Here is a 16,255-nt window from a genome sequence, read left to right as displayed (position 1 = left end):
GAGTGAAGAGTATGGCTACATTTATGATTGTCGACGATTCGGCCGTAATGAGAAAAAATATCCGATCGATGCTGGAAAGCGCGGGTCACGAAGTCGTGGCGGAAGCCTCGGACGGTCGCGAGGTTTTGGTCAATTACGTGGGCTCCAAACCCGACATCGTGACGATGGATATCAGCATGGGAAATATGAACGGAATCGAAGCGCTGGAATTGCTGCTTAAATCTTATCCGACCGCTAAAGTGATCATGGTGAGCGCTATCGGTCACAAGCAGCAAGTGTTGGAAGCGATAAAGCTCGGCGCTAAATCCTACGTCGTTAAGCCGATAGAGAAGGCTCGTTTTCTGGATATCATCGATAAAGTGGCGGATCAGAAATGATAGAAAAGACAGAAGTGATAGAGAAGACACCTGCGGAGGTGTCTTTTTTTGACTATTGAGTTTCGAGCCGGAGGACGAGCGAAATAGCGGTGCCCAGCACCCTGGAGTGCTACGATAAAAATGCAGTCGAAAAACACCCTCGTATGAAATAAAATGAAAGCTGACGAGGGGACGAGAGACAATGAATCAGTACGACAAAGCATTCAAAGAAGAAGCAGTCAGATTGAGCGATGAAATTGGACCAAAGAAAGCCGCCGAGCAGTTGGGCGTAGCCTACCACACCTTGCAAGGATGGAGAAAGCAAAGAACCCTGCACGGCGACGGAGCGCATATCGGGAGCGGACGCGCTTATGCATCTGCCGATAAGACTGCGCGAGAAATCGAATTAGAAAAAGAAATAGGCGAGTTGCGCCGAGCGAATGAAATTCTCAAGGATGCACTCGGTTTTTTCGCAAAAGACCGGAAGCGGTAAAGGCATGCCAGCTCTATCTTTACATCTGTAAACGACGGGATCGATGGACCGTCAAGGAGATGTGCGAAGTACTTGCTGTCAGCGAATCGGGCTATTACCGTAGCTTGAAGCCTACGCCCAAACAGGAGCGGCAGCAACGTCTTCTGGTCAAAATCAAAGACATCATTGGAGAACATGACGACAACAGTAACTACGGCGTCCAGCGTATACTGCTGGCGCTGTTACAAATAGAGATCACGACGAGCTACAGCACCGTCTATCGCATCATGAAGATGCACGGTCTGCTGAAGAAAGCCAAGCGTCATCCAAACGGCATTACACGCGAGGATGCCGCTGCTCAAAAGAGCGAGAACCTGATCCAGAGAGACTTTAAATCCACAGCACCCAACCAAAAGTGGCTGTCGGATATCACCGAAGTCCCTTGTTCGGACGGCAAGCTATATCTATCCGCGGTACTGGATTGTTTCAACGGAGAGATCGTGGGCCTCGCCATGGACGACAACATGCGCAAGGAACTCTGCATCCAAGCCTTTGAGAATGCCTGTAAAGCAAGAAATGCCCGCGGAATGATTTATCACAGCGATCGAGGCAGCCAGTTTACGAGCCAAGCTTTCCGTGAGAGTCTGGCTAACTGCGGCGCCATTCAAAGCATGAGCGGCACGGGGCGCTGCTATGATAACGCAAGGATGGAAAGCTTTTTTGCTACGTTAAAGAAAGAGAAGCTGTACAAGATCCGAACGGAGCACTATCCGATGGCCTATATTAAATCAATCATCTTCAGGTACATCATGGTCTACTACAACAGGCGGCGGATCTACACCTCTAATCCAGGGGGCTGGCCGCCAGCTATCTATCGTGAAAGAATGCTGTCAAAGGCAGCGTAGCAACGGGGGTTCCGTATGAGTGTGTTTTCAAACTGCACTTTTTTTGACAACTCCACCCTTATTTCTCGAGAAACTCGCTCGCTGGGCGAAATAGCGGTGCTGAGCACCCTTATTTCTCGAGAAGCCCGCTCGCTGAGCGAAATCGGTTAGACCCCCTAAATCCGGAGTATTACTGATGAAATACGTTGCTGTCGTAAAAATACTTGGTTTACTAGCGTTTTCCTCAGGATTTCGATTCTTAAACGGCTCGAGTGTACTTTTCTAAAGAATCAGTCGTTTGCTCCACCCACTTCATGAAAGCCGTTGGGGACCGTTTTCCCAGGCTTCTGTGCATGCGGCGGTTGTTGTAAAAATCAATGTAATTCCGTACAGCTTCGTGTGCCTCCTGAAAAGATTCAAAGCTCTCTTTTCCAAGCAGATCTCGCTCAAGGGTGGCATGAAAGGACTCGATGTATGCATTCATATTAGGTGTCTTTGGAGGAATGCGCTCATGCATAATTCCCTCTGCTTCGCATAACTCTCCAAACGCCTTGCTGATAAATTGGGGGCCGTTATCGGTGCGAATGATCGGCTTGCTCTCTTCGGGCTTTAGACGTGACTGTAACGCCTTTTTCACAGCTTCGCATACGTGTTTGGCTTCGCAATTCGTACCGATATGGATGCCGACGATACTGCGATCGTAAACGTCGATCATATCTGCGATGTAGAAAAACTGATCATACCCCGCAACGTATCCATACTTAATATCGAGCTGCCAGACTTGGTTGGAACCTGTTATCGTGTGATTGCGTGCTAGGCGCCTTGGATAGTGAACCTTCTTACGTCGTTGCGGATGAAGAATACCGAGCTTCTTACAGAGGCGGTACACTTTTTTCTTATTGATGATGAGTTGGCGCTGTACGTGTAAGCATTCTGTTAACAACAGATAGCCGTAGCTATGCTCTTCGCCAGACACCAGCTCCATTAACCACTCTTCAATCTGTGCATTACTTATTACGTTTCCGCAAACCGTTAGAGAATGCTTAGTTACAGGGCGTCCTCGGAGTGGCATTTTTGTTTCTGTAGTTGTATCCTCACGTGATGCTTTCTTTCGTTCGTAGTACGTCGAAGACGCGGCCCCCACAATGCTTAAGATGTTAGCTACTGTATGTCCCTGCTCAATGAACGTCTGGGCAACGTCGAGTTTGTCATTGAGGCAGGGTTCGTCTTTTTTACGAGTTCGCGCAGCACCTCGATCTCTAACTCTTTTTGCCCTAACGCCTTTAATGCACGCTCGTACTTTTCTTCCAGATCTGCAAGTCGCTTGGACTCCATAACTCGTTCGTCGATCGTTGGCAATGAATCTGCCCCAAACGTCTCTTGATATTCCACTACCCATGCTCTAATTGTTTTCGGAGTCACGTCATACTTTCTGGCCAGCACGCCTGCTTTCATTCCCGCAAGAGCCTCTTGTGCTGCTTTGTAACGTACTTCCTTAAAGGCATTATTTCGCTGTCTCATTTCCGCTCGCCCCCCTAATGAAATACTACCTTATTTCCCTAGCCATTCTCCAATTCATTTAGGGGGCTTAATAGAAATAACGGTGCTCAGCACCCTTATTTCTCGAGAAGCCCGCTCGCTGAGCGAAATAGCGGTGCTCAACAGTTACTGTTTAGGTCACTCTTCTCCGTTTTCGGTGGGCTGTAATTGTTCGGAGAGTACCTTATCTTCGCCGCAGCATGGGTGACGAACCAAATAGAGCACTGAGTACCTTATCTTCGCCGCAGCATGGGTGACGAACTAAATAGAGCACTGAGAGGTTACTACTCAGGTAGTCTTGAATTGGAAATTACCACGGAGTGCTGATACGAGTGAGGCATGTAAAGGAAGATTCTGTTTGAGGAGAGTGGAAATAAAGCCACGAATACTTGCAAATTGTTCGCCGCCAGTCGCCGTACGGAAGCATCCAGAAATCTTCTGTTTCACCTTGGACATACGGATGTCTCGTTCAGCCTGGTTGTTGTCAAAAGGGATGCGGGCATCGTAAAGAAAGCGAAGAATCGACGCTTTGTGGAGCTCGAATCGCTGCCCAAGATTAGCTGCTTTGCTTTTGCACTTCCGTCCTCGAGGCCCTGTTTTTTCACGCACCGCATCTTTCGTCCATTCGGTTTTTCCGAGTTCCAAAATGGTGTCGAAGCGTAGATCAATCTCGTTGAGAACCTGATCCGACAAGGGGATGTCTAACGCACGAGCCTCCTTGGCTAGCGACCAACTTCTTTGGAGTAGTTCCTTCATGTCGGATGCCCACTTATGATGGTCATGCTCCGCGATCCCTTGGCATTCGCGCAACAAGTGCGCGTTACACAAAGCGTGCGTGAACTTAAACTCTGGCTTGAAGTAGGAATTCAGACAGTCATGAACCGCGATACCGGTGTAAGAAGGCAATACGCCCATGTCTACAAGCGCCGGCCCACATCGCCTTGCGTGCATGGCTAACAAGGTCCATTCGGCGTTGGAGTGCGTATGGAGATACTGTTGTTTGCCATTCAAGCGCATCGGTGTTTCATCGCAGTGAATGAAAGGCTGCTTGAGAAGATGCGTTCGAATAACCGGCTCTTGATCCGCTACAACGGATGCCATCGTCTTGATCTGTGCCAACAGCGTCGCTTCGCTAGGATGGTAACCGGTCAGATCGGAAAACAATCGCGAGATGCGATCCAGTGGCAGAAGCTGATATACATTCAAGTAAGCCGTCCAAGCTGTAAAACCTTCTCCATACTGAACAGGTGCTTGAACTCGGTCTGGAAAGGTAGCACGCTGGCGTGTATGGCAGCGAGGGCAACACTTCTCCTCCGCGCGATGCTCAGTTACAACCAAACGGGGAAGGGGTAAGTCGAATACTTGTCTCTTGGTGTAGCCTTGCACGGCCACCCTATCAAGGGATTGAGCACAATGCTTACAAGTGGATACCGAATGCACGACGATTTCGTCCGGCGAAGTGCTAAAACGAAGCGTATGTCCATCATGGCCTTTGGGCGCGCCCATTTTGCCACCAGATTGACGTAGATTAGTTTGTTTGCGCAATCCGTCACTGGAAGGCGGTTTGCTGCTGTTGTCGCTATTTTGACCGAGTTGTCTTTCTAACTCGTTAACGCGCTTTTCTAACTTCTCGATTTGGAGGGTTTGCTTCTCAATTTGAACGGCCTGCTTTTCGACAAGTTGGGTCAACTGTTGGTTTTGAGTTAGGAGCGCACTGAAATAACCCGCAATTTCTTCGTCGTCCTTGCAAATCTTATTCACTTGTTGCGAAGTTAGTTTCACGGGTGTCACGCGCTCCTCACTAGCAAAGTTTCTTTAACTACTACTTCGCTGTGAGATGCTCGAATTCCTTTAAATAGCAAAGAAAAAATCTCCCCGAATTTGGGGAGACCTGAGTAGTAACACTGAGAGTACCTTATCTTCGCCGCAGCATGGGTGACGAACCAAATAGAGTACTTAGTATCTTATCTCCGCCGCAGTATGGGTGACGAACCAAAAAAAGCACTGAGAGTATCTTATCACCGCCTCAGTGCCTTGATATGAGGATGGATGGCGATTACGGCGAAAACAGGCAAACAAAGTGCCTGGGATTGCTCCCTTAAGAAGTGGATCTAAGCAGTAACTGCCCAGAGCCCTTACTTCTCCGCTCTCGGATTGAGATAGCGGTGGGGTTGTTTCAAATTACCTTTCGGCGACAACCTTTTACGCTTGGCTGAAATCGTCATTTTCCTTTGGTAATCTCGAACTTCTCTCCGGGCGCGAGAACGCGTCCTTGCTGATCTTGGGCTTCCAGTCGCTTCACGAAAGCTTCGGCATCTTGGCGGATGGGCGGGAAAGAGTCATAGTGGATAGGGATGACCATTCTTGCGCCGAACCATTCGGCTGCTTGGAGCGCATCGTCCGGTCCCATCGTGTAATGGTCGCCGATCGGGAGGAAGGCGACGTCGATTTTGTTTCTATCGCCGATCATCTTCATATCCGAGAACAAAGCGGTATCCCCGGCATGAAGCAGCGTCAATCCTTCGGCTTGAATGATAAATCCGGCCGGCATGCCGCCATAAATGATTTGACCCTCTTCCAGGAAGATGCCCGAACTATGGAAAGCTTGGATCATCTTCGCTTTGGCGAATCCCAGATCGACCGTTCCTCCGATGTTCATGTCGATCGTTTTGAGGTTTTTCCGGGAGGACATGTACATCGCCAGTTCGAAAGTCGCAACGACCGTCGCGTCGTTCGCCTGCGCGATCGGTTCCGCATCGAGAATATGGTCGGTGTGCGCATGCGTAAGCAAAATATAATCGGTTCGGATATCCTCCGGCTTCGTTACCGCTATCGGATTCCCTCTCAGAAAAGGATCGATCAGCAGAGATTTGCCGTTCGTAATCAGTTGAATGCAAGAATGCCCGTGATAAATGATTTGCATAAACGAGTACTCCTCCTTTTTCCTCTATTGTAACCTATTTTCCCAATATCCTATCTACTTCAACTCGCATCCGAACCAATGATGATCCTTATTTCCCTTTCGCGTATGCTTCAAAGGCTTTATTACCGGTCGACAAGCCTGGCCGCAAGGCAACCGGAATTTTGATCTGCCGAAAAGTAGCGGGATCGCTAATGGTCTCTCCAAGCAGATTGACGGCTTGAACGCCGATCTCTTCCAAATTTTGTTCGATAAAGCCGAAGAAGGGGTGGTGCAAGTCCCGAATGCCTGGATCGTCGAAGGAAAGGATCGCTAGATCCTCGGGAATTCGGATACTCATAGCTTCTGCGACTTTAGCGACGTATACGGCGTCAAGCGGGTTGAGCGCGAAGACGGCGGTAAGATCGCGATTGTTCGTTAACCACTCGCGTATGCGCTCCATCGAATTGAGTTCTTCGTGGTAAGGCAGTTCATCGTCCATTCGCGTCAGCCAATGCCGCGGTTCCACCTGTAATATCGCTTGCCGAGCGAAGTCCAGGTATCCGCGGAAACGATCTTCGGCGCTCGACGTCTTGGATTTTACCGAGGAAACGACTCCAATCTTGCGATGACCCAAACCGGCCAAATATTCGGTTCCCATCTCTCCGCCTTGATAATGGTCGGAGTATACGGCATTTGTCTGGATCCCGGGAAGGAATCGATCCACGAGCACGAAGGGGAAATTATCGGCACGCAGCTGCAAGATTTCCTCGTTGTACGATTCGCCGTCTACCGGGCAGATGATGAGCCCGACCGCTCCGGCGGCTACCATCTCGCGGATCGCCGCCTGCTCCTCGGCCTGCGAGAAAACGGATCTCACGATGAGTGTAAAGCCTGCTTCACGGCAAGCTTCCTCAATTCCATAAAGCAAACGGTACGTAAAGTCATCACGGAAAGGAAGCATCACGAAACCGATCAGCTTGGTGCTGATCTCTTTCACGTGAGGGTTGCCCATGTAATGATTCGGTTCGGCAGCCCTGACGAATGTCCCTTTCCCGGCGATTCTATAGACGAGCCCTTCCTTGACCAAATGTTTAATGGCCGTCGTGATCGTAACCCGGCTGACTTTGAAGTGGCTCATGAGCTCCGCTTCCGTGGGAAGTTGATCGCCTTCCCTCAGGATTCCGCCGTCGATTTGCCCCTTGATGTATTCTCTGATTTGGATGTGCAATGGTTTCTTATTTTGCTCCATACATTCCTCGCCTAAATGTCATAATATATTTTATTCTATCTTATTTAATCAACATTGAATAGATGTACAGGACTCAATGATAAATAAATGTATTAATAAATGTATTGCAAAATGTATTAACAAATGTATTATAAAATGTATTGACTAAATGAATGGTGCAATGTATGATTCGAATATGAAAGCGGCTACAATCACAACGATAAATACTAAAGGGGAAGATGCAATTGAAGAAGATGTGGATACTTGCCTTATCGCTGGTCATGGCATTCGGTTTGATAACCGCTTGCGGCAATAACGACTCGTCAAGCTCTAACACGGGGGCGGCTGAAGGAACAAGTACGGGAACTGCTTCTAATGCCTCCGAGGCACCCGCGGAAAAAGTAAAGCTGTCGTTCTGGCACACTTGGACTGGCGACGACAACCTAACGAAAGCTTATCTAAATCTAATCGTTCAATTCCAGAAGGATCATCCGAATATTGTCCTGGATATTCAAGCCATGCCTATGGATGCCTACAAGACTCGCTTAAAGACGGCGGCTGCAGCCAATGAAATGCCGGACGTCTTCCTCACGTGGGCAGGTGCGATGACGAAAGAACTGGCAGCCGGTAAAGCGGTCAAACCGCTGAACGACCTGTTGGACGGCAAACCGGAGTGGAAGAATGCCTTTCTGGCCAATTCGTTTAACGATTTTACGGTCGAAGGTCAAATCTACAGCGTTCCGATGGAGCTGACGCCGACTTCTCTAGTTTACTATAATCAATCGTTCTTTGACCAATACGGCGTTAAAGTTCCCGCGACTTGGGACGAGCTTAAGCAAGCAGTGGAAACGTTCAAGGAAAACAAAGTCATCCCGATCGCTCTCGGAGATAAAGCCGCTTGGCTTGCCCAATCTAGCATTATGAGCGCTTTAGGAGACCGCGTGACGGGAACGGAATGGTTCCTGAATGCCGCTTCGCAGAACGGGGCGAAGTTTACCGATCCCGAGTTCGTGCAGGCTCTGACATATTTGCAGGAGCTTGCTAAGATCGGAGCGTTCCAAGAAGGATTCATCAGCATCGATAACGCCGGGCAACAGCAATTGTACAATCAAGGCAAAGCGGCTATGTTCATCGAAGGCGCTTGGGCGGTTACGAATCTGGTCGCTCAATCTCCCAAAGAAATTCTCGACGCGACGCACGTGACCATTCTTCCTTCGATTCCGGGGGGAAAAGGGAAAGCGAACTCCACTTCCGGCGTCGCCGGCGTTGGCCCCGCGATCAGTGCGAGCATGGAAGAAGCGAAAAAAGAAGCTGCTCACGAATTGGTATACGCCTTAGCGGGACCGGAAGCTCAGCGAATGAGCCTGGAGAACAATAAGCTCGTCAGCTACAAAATAGACGTCCCGGCAGATAAAGTATCGCCCTTGTTCGCCGAACTCAACCAGTTGATCGGAACGCTGGAGTTGTCTCCCGTATACGATGCCGTACTGACTTCCGCAGGCACGGATGCGGTCAATAACGGATTGCAGGAATTGCTGCTCGGGGGCGATCCGCAGAAGATCGCAGCTAAAATTCAAGACGCGGTGGTTAAATCCACAAACAAATAAATTGCATCCATTGAGAGAGCCCTCCCAAGCCGAGGGGGGCTTTTCTCTTTTCCAGCGAGGTGAAATATGCCGACATCAAGACGATTAAAATGGTTTATTTTTATCGGATTAACCCCCGCGGTTTCCATCTTCGTAGTTTTCGCTATTGCGCCGATGATCTGGTCGATGTATTACGGATTTTACGATTGGTCCGGAATCGGGGATTCCAAGTTTATCAAGCTCGAGAATTACAAGGAAACGTTCGGCGACCCCGTGTTCTGGAAAGCTCTGAAGAATAACATGATCGTCGTGGTCGCTTCTGTGTTCGGGCAGGTGCCGATCGCACTGGTACTGGCGTTGGCGCTAAGAAAAACGTCGCTCTTCCAGAGAATCGTAAGGGGAGCTGTTTTCCTTCCTATGGTTCTTTCTTCCGTAGTCATTGGAATGATCTGGCAATATATGTACCATCCGCAGGTCGGAATCTTAAACTTTGCGCTGGAATGGCTTCATTTGGGATCGCTGAAGAGACAGTGGCTAGGCGACCCGGATATCGCGATGTATTCTTTGACTGTGCCGATTATCTGGAACTATGTCGGGCTTTATTTGTTGCTGTTCATGGCCGCTCTGAGCAATACGCCTGCGGAAGTGGACGATGCCGCGAAGATCGACGGAGCGTCCGGCTTGAAGAAGCTGTTTCTTGTTACCCTTCCGATGATCCGGGGGACGATTCAGGTGGCGGTGATTTTATGCATCGCGGGAAGCCTGAAGGCTTTCGACCTTGTTTTCGTCATGACGGGAGGAGGCCCGGCACACGGTACCGAGTTGTTGGCGACCTATATGTACAATAACACGTTTAACATCTATCGCTTCGGTTACGGTAGCGCGATTTCCACGGTAACGATTTTCATCAGCTTTATTTTCATCGCGATAAGCCAGTTGCTTCTGCGACGGGATCAACGGCAGCAATAGGAGGAGCGCTTGGCATGAGAAATTTACCGCAATCCGCAAAGACGTCCAACGACATGACCATTAAACCTATGAGAGGCCTTGTCGCCTTCCTGCTAGCCATATATTCTGTGCTGACCGTATATCCCCTTTTCTGGCTTCTTATCAGCGCGTTCAAGACGGATCAGGACTTTTTTCTAAGGCCTTTCGGGATTCCGCGGGATTGGCTGGCGAGCAATCTTGAACGGGCTTGGTCCGTGGGCCATATGGGACAAGGGTTCTTGAATTCGATTATCGTAACCGCTGCGTCCTTGGTGCTTACATTACTTGTCGGATCGATCGCCGCGCATATTGTCGCACGGTACCGGTTCAAGCTGAAGCCGCTCGTGATGGGGTTGTTCATGATCGGTATGCTTATCCCGATCCATAGCACCTTGGTTCCTCTATTCATCATGATGAAGCAGATGAACATCTTAAATAGCTACGCCGCTTTGTTGTTTCCTTACACGGCTTTTGCGTTGCCTACCGCGATCTTCATCGTGTCGGCTTTCATGTCGTCGGTTCCCCGGGATTTGGAGGAAGCGGCGATGATGGACGGCAACGGTCTTTGGGGCGTCTTTTGGCGAGTTATGCTACCGATATCGCGTCCCGCTCTAGCGACGACGGGAATTCTAAGCTTTCTGCAATTTTGGAACGACTATGCGTTCGCCTTAATTTTCATTAGCAATAACGCATTAAAGACACTTCCGCTGAGCTTAAGCATTTTTACGACGGGATATTCGACGAATTACGGTCTCACCATGGCAGCGATTGCCATTGCGGCGGTTCCGACTATAGTCATCTATCTTTTGCTTCAAGAACAGGTCATGAAAGGCATGACAGCCGGCGCCGTAAAAGGATAGGGAGACATCAGAGAGGAAAGTTGGGATCGGGATTATGAGCAGATACGAATCTATACTCGCGGAAATGCACGCATTGCAGCCGAAGCATTATTGGAGCGAGAGAATTTTGGGCCAATTAGGGTATGCAGTGAAATTATCCAAGTTAAATAACGGCGAATTCGACGGACTTCTGGCTGAAGTCGTAACGGATCTGTCCCTCCAGGTAGAAAAATCGGGCGTCATTTCGAAGGAATTGGCGATGGAAACGGAGGGAAAGCTTTCGGCTCTGTCCGTGGAGGCTAAGCGTTATCGAATGATCTGCGCGGGACATGCCCATATCGATATGAATTGGATGTGGGGTTGGGACGAAACGGTGTCCGTCACGTTGGATACTTTTCGTACGGTCCTCGATTTAATGCGGCAATATCCCGATTTCCGGTTTTCACAATCCCAGGCGGCGATTTACAAAATCGTCGAAGACCATGCACCGGAGATGCTGGACGAGATCAAGCGAAGGATCAAGGAGGGGCGCTGGGAAGTTACGGCGTCCCATTGGGTCGAAGCGGACAAGAACATGCCGAACGGGGAAAGCCTTTCCCGGCATTTGCTATATACGAAGCGTTATTTATCGCGTTTGCTAGACTTGGGTTCGGATTCGTTTGATCTCGATTTCGAGCCCGATACGTTCGGTCACAGCGAGAACGTACCGGAGATTCTGGCGGACGGCGGAGTCAAGTACTACTATCATTGCCGAGGAGACGAAGGACATCAGATCTATCGTTGGATCGCGCCTTCGGGGAGATCGGTTACGGCATACCGGGAGCCGATCTGGTACAACGGGGAAATCACTGCCGAGATGGCATGGTATGTGCCTGAGTTTTGCGGACGTCACGGGTTGAATACGATGCTGAAGGTCTATGGGGTCGGCGATCATGGAGGCGGACCGACGAGGCGCGATATTGAGCGGATTAAGGATATGGCCGCTTGGCCTATCTATCCTTCGGTCTCATTCGGCACTTTCCGAGACTTCTTCCGGTTGACGGACGCAATAGTCGAACGGTTGCCTGAAGTCAGGGGAGAGCGGAACTTTGTGTTTACAGGCTGTTACACGAGCCAGAGTCGGATCAAGATGGCCAACCGTTATGGCGAAGCGGCGCTTAAAGAAGCGGAAACGTTCGGTACCTTCGCGGCATTGGCCGCGGGGTTCTCCTATCGGAATGAGGTATTGAGCGATGCTTGGAAAAACGTCTTGTTTAATCAGTTTCACGACATTCTGCCCGGCTCAGGTGTCGTAGCAACCCGGGAACATGCGATGGGATTGTTCCAGAATACGATGGCGTCGGCCAATAGCGTACGCAAATTAGCCATGCAGCGAATCGCCGATTCGATCGATACTTCCGAATTCGGTAGTGCGGAGGAAGGTAACAAGCGCACGACTTCGGAAGGCTCCGGCGCCGGGTTCCTCGCGGATCGGTATCGGATTAGCCATGTGGAGCGGGGAGCGGGGAAAACGCGGATCTTCCACTTGTTCAATTCGGCTTCGTTCGAACGGGAAGAAGCGTGCGAGATCACGATTTGGGATTGGAACGGAGACATCGCGGCCATCCAAGCGGCGGAAGATCAAGGGATGTCGATCCGTCATCAGGTCGTCGATCACGGATTCAATCCTTACTGGGGACATCATTATTTGACTCTTTTGATCTTCGCGAGGGTTCCTGCATTCGGCTATGCCACCTTTGTTCTGACGGAAGGGGAGAGGACGATTCCGACGCCTCCTTACCCGGATCCCCGCAAAGAACAACCGGTCAGCGCCATCGTACTGGAGAACGGCAATCTCATTGCATCATTCGATCGCGAGAACGCTTCGCTTGTGTCTTTGATCGACAAGAAATCGGGAAGGGAGATGATCGGAAATACGGATGTTCGAGTCGCGAACTCCGCCGTATTTCGCTTCATTGTAGAGGATACGGATACAGAGATGACGGCTTGGTACGTAGGCCGGTACAAAAGTTCCGCGAGTCTTCATAAGGAAGCAAGAATACGGGACGTTAACGTGGGCAAAGGTCGGCTTAGACAGTCGTTCGCTTACGAAATCCCGTTTGCGAATTCGTTATTAAAGGTTACCGTCAGTTTGGATGAAGACAGCGACTGTCTCGCCTTCGAAGCGGAGTGCGATTGGCAGGAAAAAGGGGGACGGGACAGTGGAATCCCTCAACTCGGTTTCCATGTTCCGCTGGCTTATGGTTGCGAGAGTTATAAGTACGACGTGCCATATGGCGTCATTAAGCGTGAGGCGTTGGAGATGGACGTCCCTGCAACATCGTGGGCCCTTGGCGAGAGCAAGGAACCCGCAAGCGCTTCGCTTATGTTGGTCACGGATTCGAAGTACGGCTACCGCGGATGCGGACAAGCTCTGAACGTATCGCTTATTCGCAGCTCTTACGACCCGGATCCTTATCCCGAACTCGGCATCCATCGCTTCCGCATCGGTCTGATCGTAATCGCGGAGACGGGCAATCGAGAGTTGTCCGACCGGGGGGACCGCTTTAATCACCCTCTTAACATGGTATCGGGAACCTTTCACTCAGGAAATCTCCCGTCGAATGATAGCTTCCTCCAGCTTGAGGAAGGATCGATCGCAATTTCTGCCGTTAAAATGGCGGAGGATGGGGGAGATGGTGTGATCATTCGTTATTACGAGACCGACGGCAACGGGGGACAAGCCGTTCTGCGGTTATCGCGCCCGATCAAAAAAGTAGAGCGGATAGACGTTCATGAGCAGGGAATAACGGGTGAAGGTTGGGTGCGGTTCAGTGGGCGGCAGGCGATATTATCGGTTAAGCCTTACGAGCTGGCTGCCGTACGCATCGAGCTCGAATGATCGATCAATCTAAGCGGAGAGCGGGGTTTCCTCAATGTACACAATGAAACTGAACGAGAACTGGGCGGTCAGATTCGAAGAACTGTCCGAAGGGGCGGACCGGCATCGCGAGGTGGCGCTGAGAACGGAAGGTTGGATGAAGGGAGCTTCGCTTCCTTGCGATATTCATATGCCTTTAATAGAAGCGGGCCATATCGAGGAGCCGCTGGTCAGAGATCATTTTTTTGATTGCGAATGGACCGAGAACAAGTCGTGGTGGTTCAAGAAGCTCATTCGTCTCTCGAATGAGGAGCTGTCGCCGAGTCGGATCGAGCTCGTGCTGGAGTCGTTGGACGCGGAAGCGGACATTTTCCTGAACGGATCGGCGCTTGGTCATCATCGTAGCGCGTTCTACCCTTACCGCCAAGAAGTGAAGAGGTTGCTTCGGGAAGGCGATAACGAGTTGCTCGTCAGGGTAACTTCGGGTTTGGAGCTGCATAGCGGTCCAGCGGAGACGGAACGGTTCAAGGAACGGGTAGGCATCGAGAAAGGGCATAACCGAGGGGACTTGCGGCGCGTATTCGTTCGCAAACCTCAATACGGTTTTGGTTGGGACTGGGGGCCGAGAGTGGCGACCTGCGGCATCGTCGGAGGCGTTTATTTAGAAGGTCATGAAGAAGCGACGATCCGACATATTCACGCGTACACGGAGTCGATTGCCGGGAACGAAGCTATCGTTCGGTTCGAAGCGGAGATCGAGAATTTCCATCCTTATTCCACGCTGGAAGCCGAAGTTAACGTGAAGTTATCTTTCGCCGGCGAAGTCGTGGCGAGCTTGTCGAGGGGAATGCCTCTACGTTCCGGTCTGAATTACGTAGATTTTCGGCAAACGCTAACCAATGCCAAGCTTTGGTGGCCGAACGGGATGGGCCGGCCGGAATTATATCAAGTATCCTTCTCGTTAGTCGTAGGGAAACGGAAAATCTCCTTTCCCGATTTCGATATGGGAATTCGCACGATCGAACTGAATCAGGATCCCGTCAGTGGGGGCGAGCGGTTGTTCGCTATCTATGTGAACGGGGTGCGGACGTTCTGCAAAGGGGCGAATTGGATTCCGGCGGATTCTATCTATGCGCGTATTACGGACGAAAAATATACAGAAATCATTTCGGAAGCCAAGGAAGCCCAGTTTAACATGTTGCGCGTCTGGGGCGGCGGACTTTACGAGACCGACGCTTTCTATGAAGCTTGCGACCGCAACGGAATCATGGTCTGGCAGGATTTCATGTTCGCCTGCGCGCTGTATCCGGACGATCTGGAATGGTTCCGCGAAGAGGTAAAGGAGGAAATGGAATATCAAACCTGCCGTCTTCGCAATCATCCGAGCATTGTTCTATGGTGCGGCAATAACGAGAATCATTGGAACTTCGATATGTGGAAGCAAGCCAATCCGGATGAGAGTTTCGTAGGCGGAGCGATAAGCTACAACGAGTTGGCACCGCGCATCGTCCGCCGCAATTGTCCGGAAATTCCTTACTGGAACGGCTCGCCTTACGGCGGAATCCATCCTAACGGCGAAGAAAGCGGGGATAACCATTACTGGTTCGAAGCGATGATGAGCCCCGAGATGGTCAAGCGGATTACTCCCGAAAGATATGACGATTGGAATTCGAAGTTCGTTTCGGAGTATGGCTATATCGGACCTTGTCGCAAGTCGACTATCGAACGTTACCACGCCGGTGAACCGTTGGATCGCGAAGGGTGTATCTGGAAGTTACACAACAACATGTATGAGAAAGACACGGTCGCGGCCGGTATCACGAAACACTACGCGGATGCGGGAGGATTGGATCTTGATCGCTACTTGCTATACGCCGGACTTTGCCAAGGGTTAATGTACGGTTATTCATTGGAAGCAATGCGATACAGGCGCGATTGTTCCGGGGCATTGTTCTGGATGTACAACGATTGCTGGGGCGAGATTGGCTGGAGCGTCATCGATTACGATTTAAAACGGAAAATCTCATGGTATTTCGCGAAGCGGGCCTGTGCCCCCGTCGCTTTCATTGTCAGGGAAGCCGACGGCGTATTGCGTGCGGTCGGCATTAACGAAACAGGCATCGACATCCGGTGCGAGCTGGATTACGGCTACGTTTCTTTCGACGGACTTACGCGCTTGACGGAACAGGCGACCGTACTTCTTCCTGCGTATTCCAGGGATTGCGTTCTGACGTTTCCTAAGTTGGAACAGGATTGGACATCCGGTTGTTGGTTCGTCAGCCCGAAGCCGGAGCTCTCGGTAGTCGAGACCTTACCCGCCATCCTTCGGGGCGGAGTCGTCCGCGACTTGAAGCTGCCTTCCCCGGCTTTATCCGTTCGCGATTTCGTTCGGCTGGATTATGGCGTACGGTTTACGATAGCCACTGACGTCTATGCGCACGCAGTGCATTTTAGCCTGCCGGATCACGTGAAGCTGTCGGACGAGTTTTTTGATTTGCTGCCGGGACAGAGCCGGACGATCACGATTTACGATACATCCGTTAAGGCGGAAGAAATCGTGCCTATGGCGGTACAACTCTAGTGCGTGCAATAAAGCAAGACT

At 50.6% G+C, this 16,255-nt stretch carries 12 protein-coding genes and 1 pseudogene; 8 read left to right on the top strand and 5 right to left on the bottom strand.

Features of this window, described 5'->3' with window-relative positions; translation table 11 throughout:
* Nucleotides 1-11 precede the first annotated feature (11 nt).
* The 3 genes and pseudogenes from HH215_RS18080 to HH215_RS18070 all read left to right on the top strand — a co-directional run.
* Complete coding sequence (locus tag HH215_RS18080; protein WP_169281175.1) at nt 12-377, top strand: response regulator; 366 nt, start codon at nt 12-14, stop codon at nt 375-377.
* A gap of 181 nt (nt 378-558) precedes the next feature.
* On the top strand, nt 559-849 hold the full coding sequence (locus HH215_RS18075) for a transposase (RefSeq protein ID WP_169280726.1): 291 nt from the start codon (nt 559-561) through the stop codon (nt 847-849).
* A gap of 11 nt (nt 850-860) precedes the next feature.
* A pseudogene (locus tag HH215_RS18070) lies at nt 861-1,733 on the top strand (IS3 family transposase); the annotation flags it as partial.
* A 238-nt stretch (nt 1,734-1,971) separates the two neighbouring features.
* On the opposite strand, the gene HH215_RS18065 reads toward HH215_RS18070, so the two are convergent.
* From HH215_RS18065 to HH215_RS18045, 5 genes are all read right to left on the bottom strand, one after another.
* Nucleotides 1,972-2,856 carry an IS3 family transposase gene (locus HH215_RS18065; RefSeq protein WP_169278256.1) on the bottom strand — a complete coding sequence of 295 codons (885 nt, stop codon included), beginning with the start codon at nt 2,854-2,856 and terminating at the stop codon, nt 1,972-1,974.
* Between the two features lie 17 nt (nt 2,857-2,873).
* A complete protein-coding gene (locus HH215_RS18060) occupies nt 2,874-3,233 on the bottom strand; it encodes a helix-turn-helix domain-containing protein (RefSeq protein WP_169278257.1) in 360 nt (119 codons plus the stop codon).
* Between the two features lie 306 nt (nt 3,234-3,539).
* Nucleotides 3,540-5,033, bottom strand: a complete 1,494-nt coding sequence (gene tnpC, locus HH215_RS18055; protein ID WP_169280169.1) for an IS66 family transposase — start codon at nt 5,031-5,033, stop codon at nt 3,540-3,542.
* Nucleotides 5,034-5,472: 439 nt separating this feature from the next.
* On the bottom strand, nt 5,473-6,174 hold the full coding sequence (locus HH215_RS18050; RefSeq protein ID WP_169281174.1) for a metal-dependent hydrolase: 702 nt from the start codon (nt 6,172-6,174) through the stop codon (nt 5,473-5,475).
* An 88-nt stretch (nt 6,175-6,262) separates the two neighbouring features.
* On the bottom strand, nt 6,263-7,402 hold the full coding sequence (locus HH215_RS18045; protein ID WP_169281173.1) for a GntR family transcriptional regulator: 1,140 nt from the start codon (nt 7,400-7,402) through the stop codon (nt 6,263-6,265).
* A 218-nt stretch (nt 7,403-7,620) separates the two neighbouring features.
* Here HH215_RS18045 and HH215_RS18040 point away from each other — a divergent pair, with 218 nt between their 5' ends.
* The 5 genes from HH215_RS18040 to HH215_RS18020 all read left to right on the top strand — a co-directional run bounded on the left by HH215_RS18040 (nt 7,621) and on the right by HH215_RS18020 (nt 16,234).
* On the top strand, nt 7,621-8,988 hold the full coding sequence (locus tag HH215_RS18040; RefSeq protein WP_169281172.1) for an extracellular solute-binding protein: 1,368 nt from the start codon (nt 7,621-7,623) through the stop codon (nt 8,986-8,988).
* A 66-nt stretch (nt 8,989-9,054) separates the two neighbouring features.
* On the top strand, nt 9,055-9,936 hold the full coding sequence (locus HH215_RS18035; protein WP_169281171.1) for a carbohydrate ABC transporter permease: 882 nt from the start codon (nt 9,055-9,057) through the stop codon (nt 9,934-9,936).
* A 14-nt stretch (nt 9,937-9,950) separates the two neighbouring features.
* Nucleotides 9,951-10,814 (top strand): carbohydrate ABC transporter permease, encoded by an 864-nt coding sequence (locus tag HH215_RS18030; RefSeq protein ID WP_169281170.1) that lies wholly within the window; start codon nt 9,951-9,953, stop codon nt 10,812-10,814.
* A 34-nt stretch (nt 10,815-10,848) separates the two neighbouring features.
* Nucleotides 10,849-13,674, top strand: a complete 2,826-nt coding sequence (locus tag HH215_RS18025; protein WP_169281169.1) for an alpha-mannosidase — start codon at nt 10,849-10,851, stop codon at nt 13,672-13,674.
* 34 nt (nt 13,675-13,708) lie between these two features.
* A complete protein-coding gene (locus HH215_RS18020) occupies nt 13,709-16,234 on the top strand; it encodes a glycoside hydrolase family 2 protein (RefSeq protein ID WP_169281168.1) in 2,526 nt (841 codons plus the stop codon).
* Nucleotides 16,235-16,255 lie beyond the last annotated feature (21 nt).

Source organism: Cohnella herbarum (assembly GCF_012849095.1).
Classification (GTDB): domain Bacteria; phylum Bacillota; class Bacilli; order Paenibacillales; family Paenibacillaceae; genus Cohnella; species Cohnella herbarum.
This window is presented reverse-complemented; position numbering and strand designations above follow the sequence as displayed.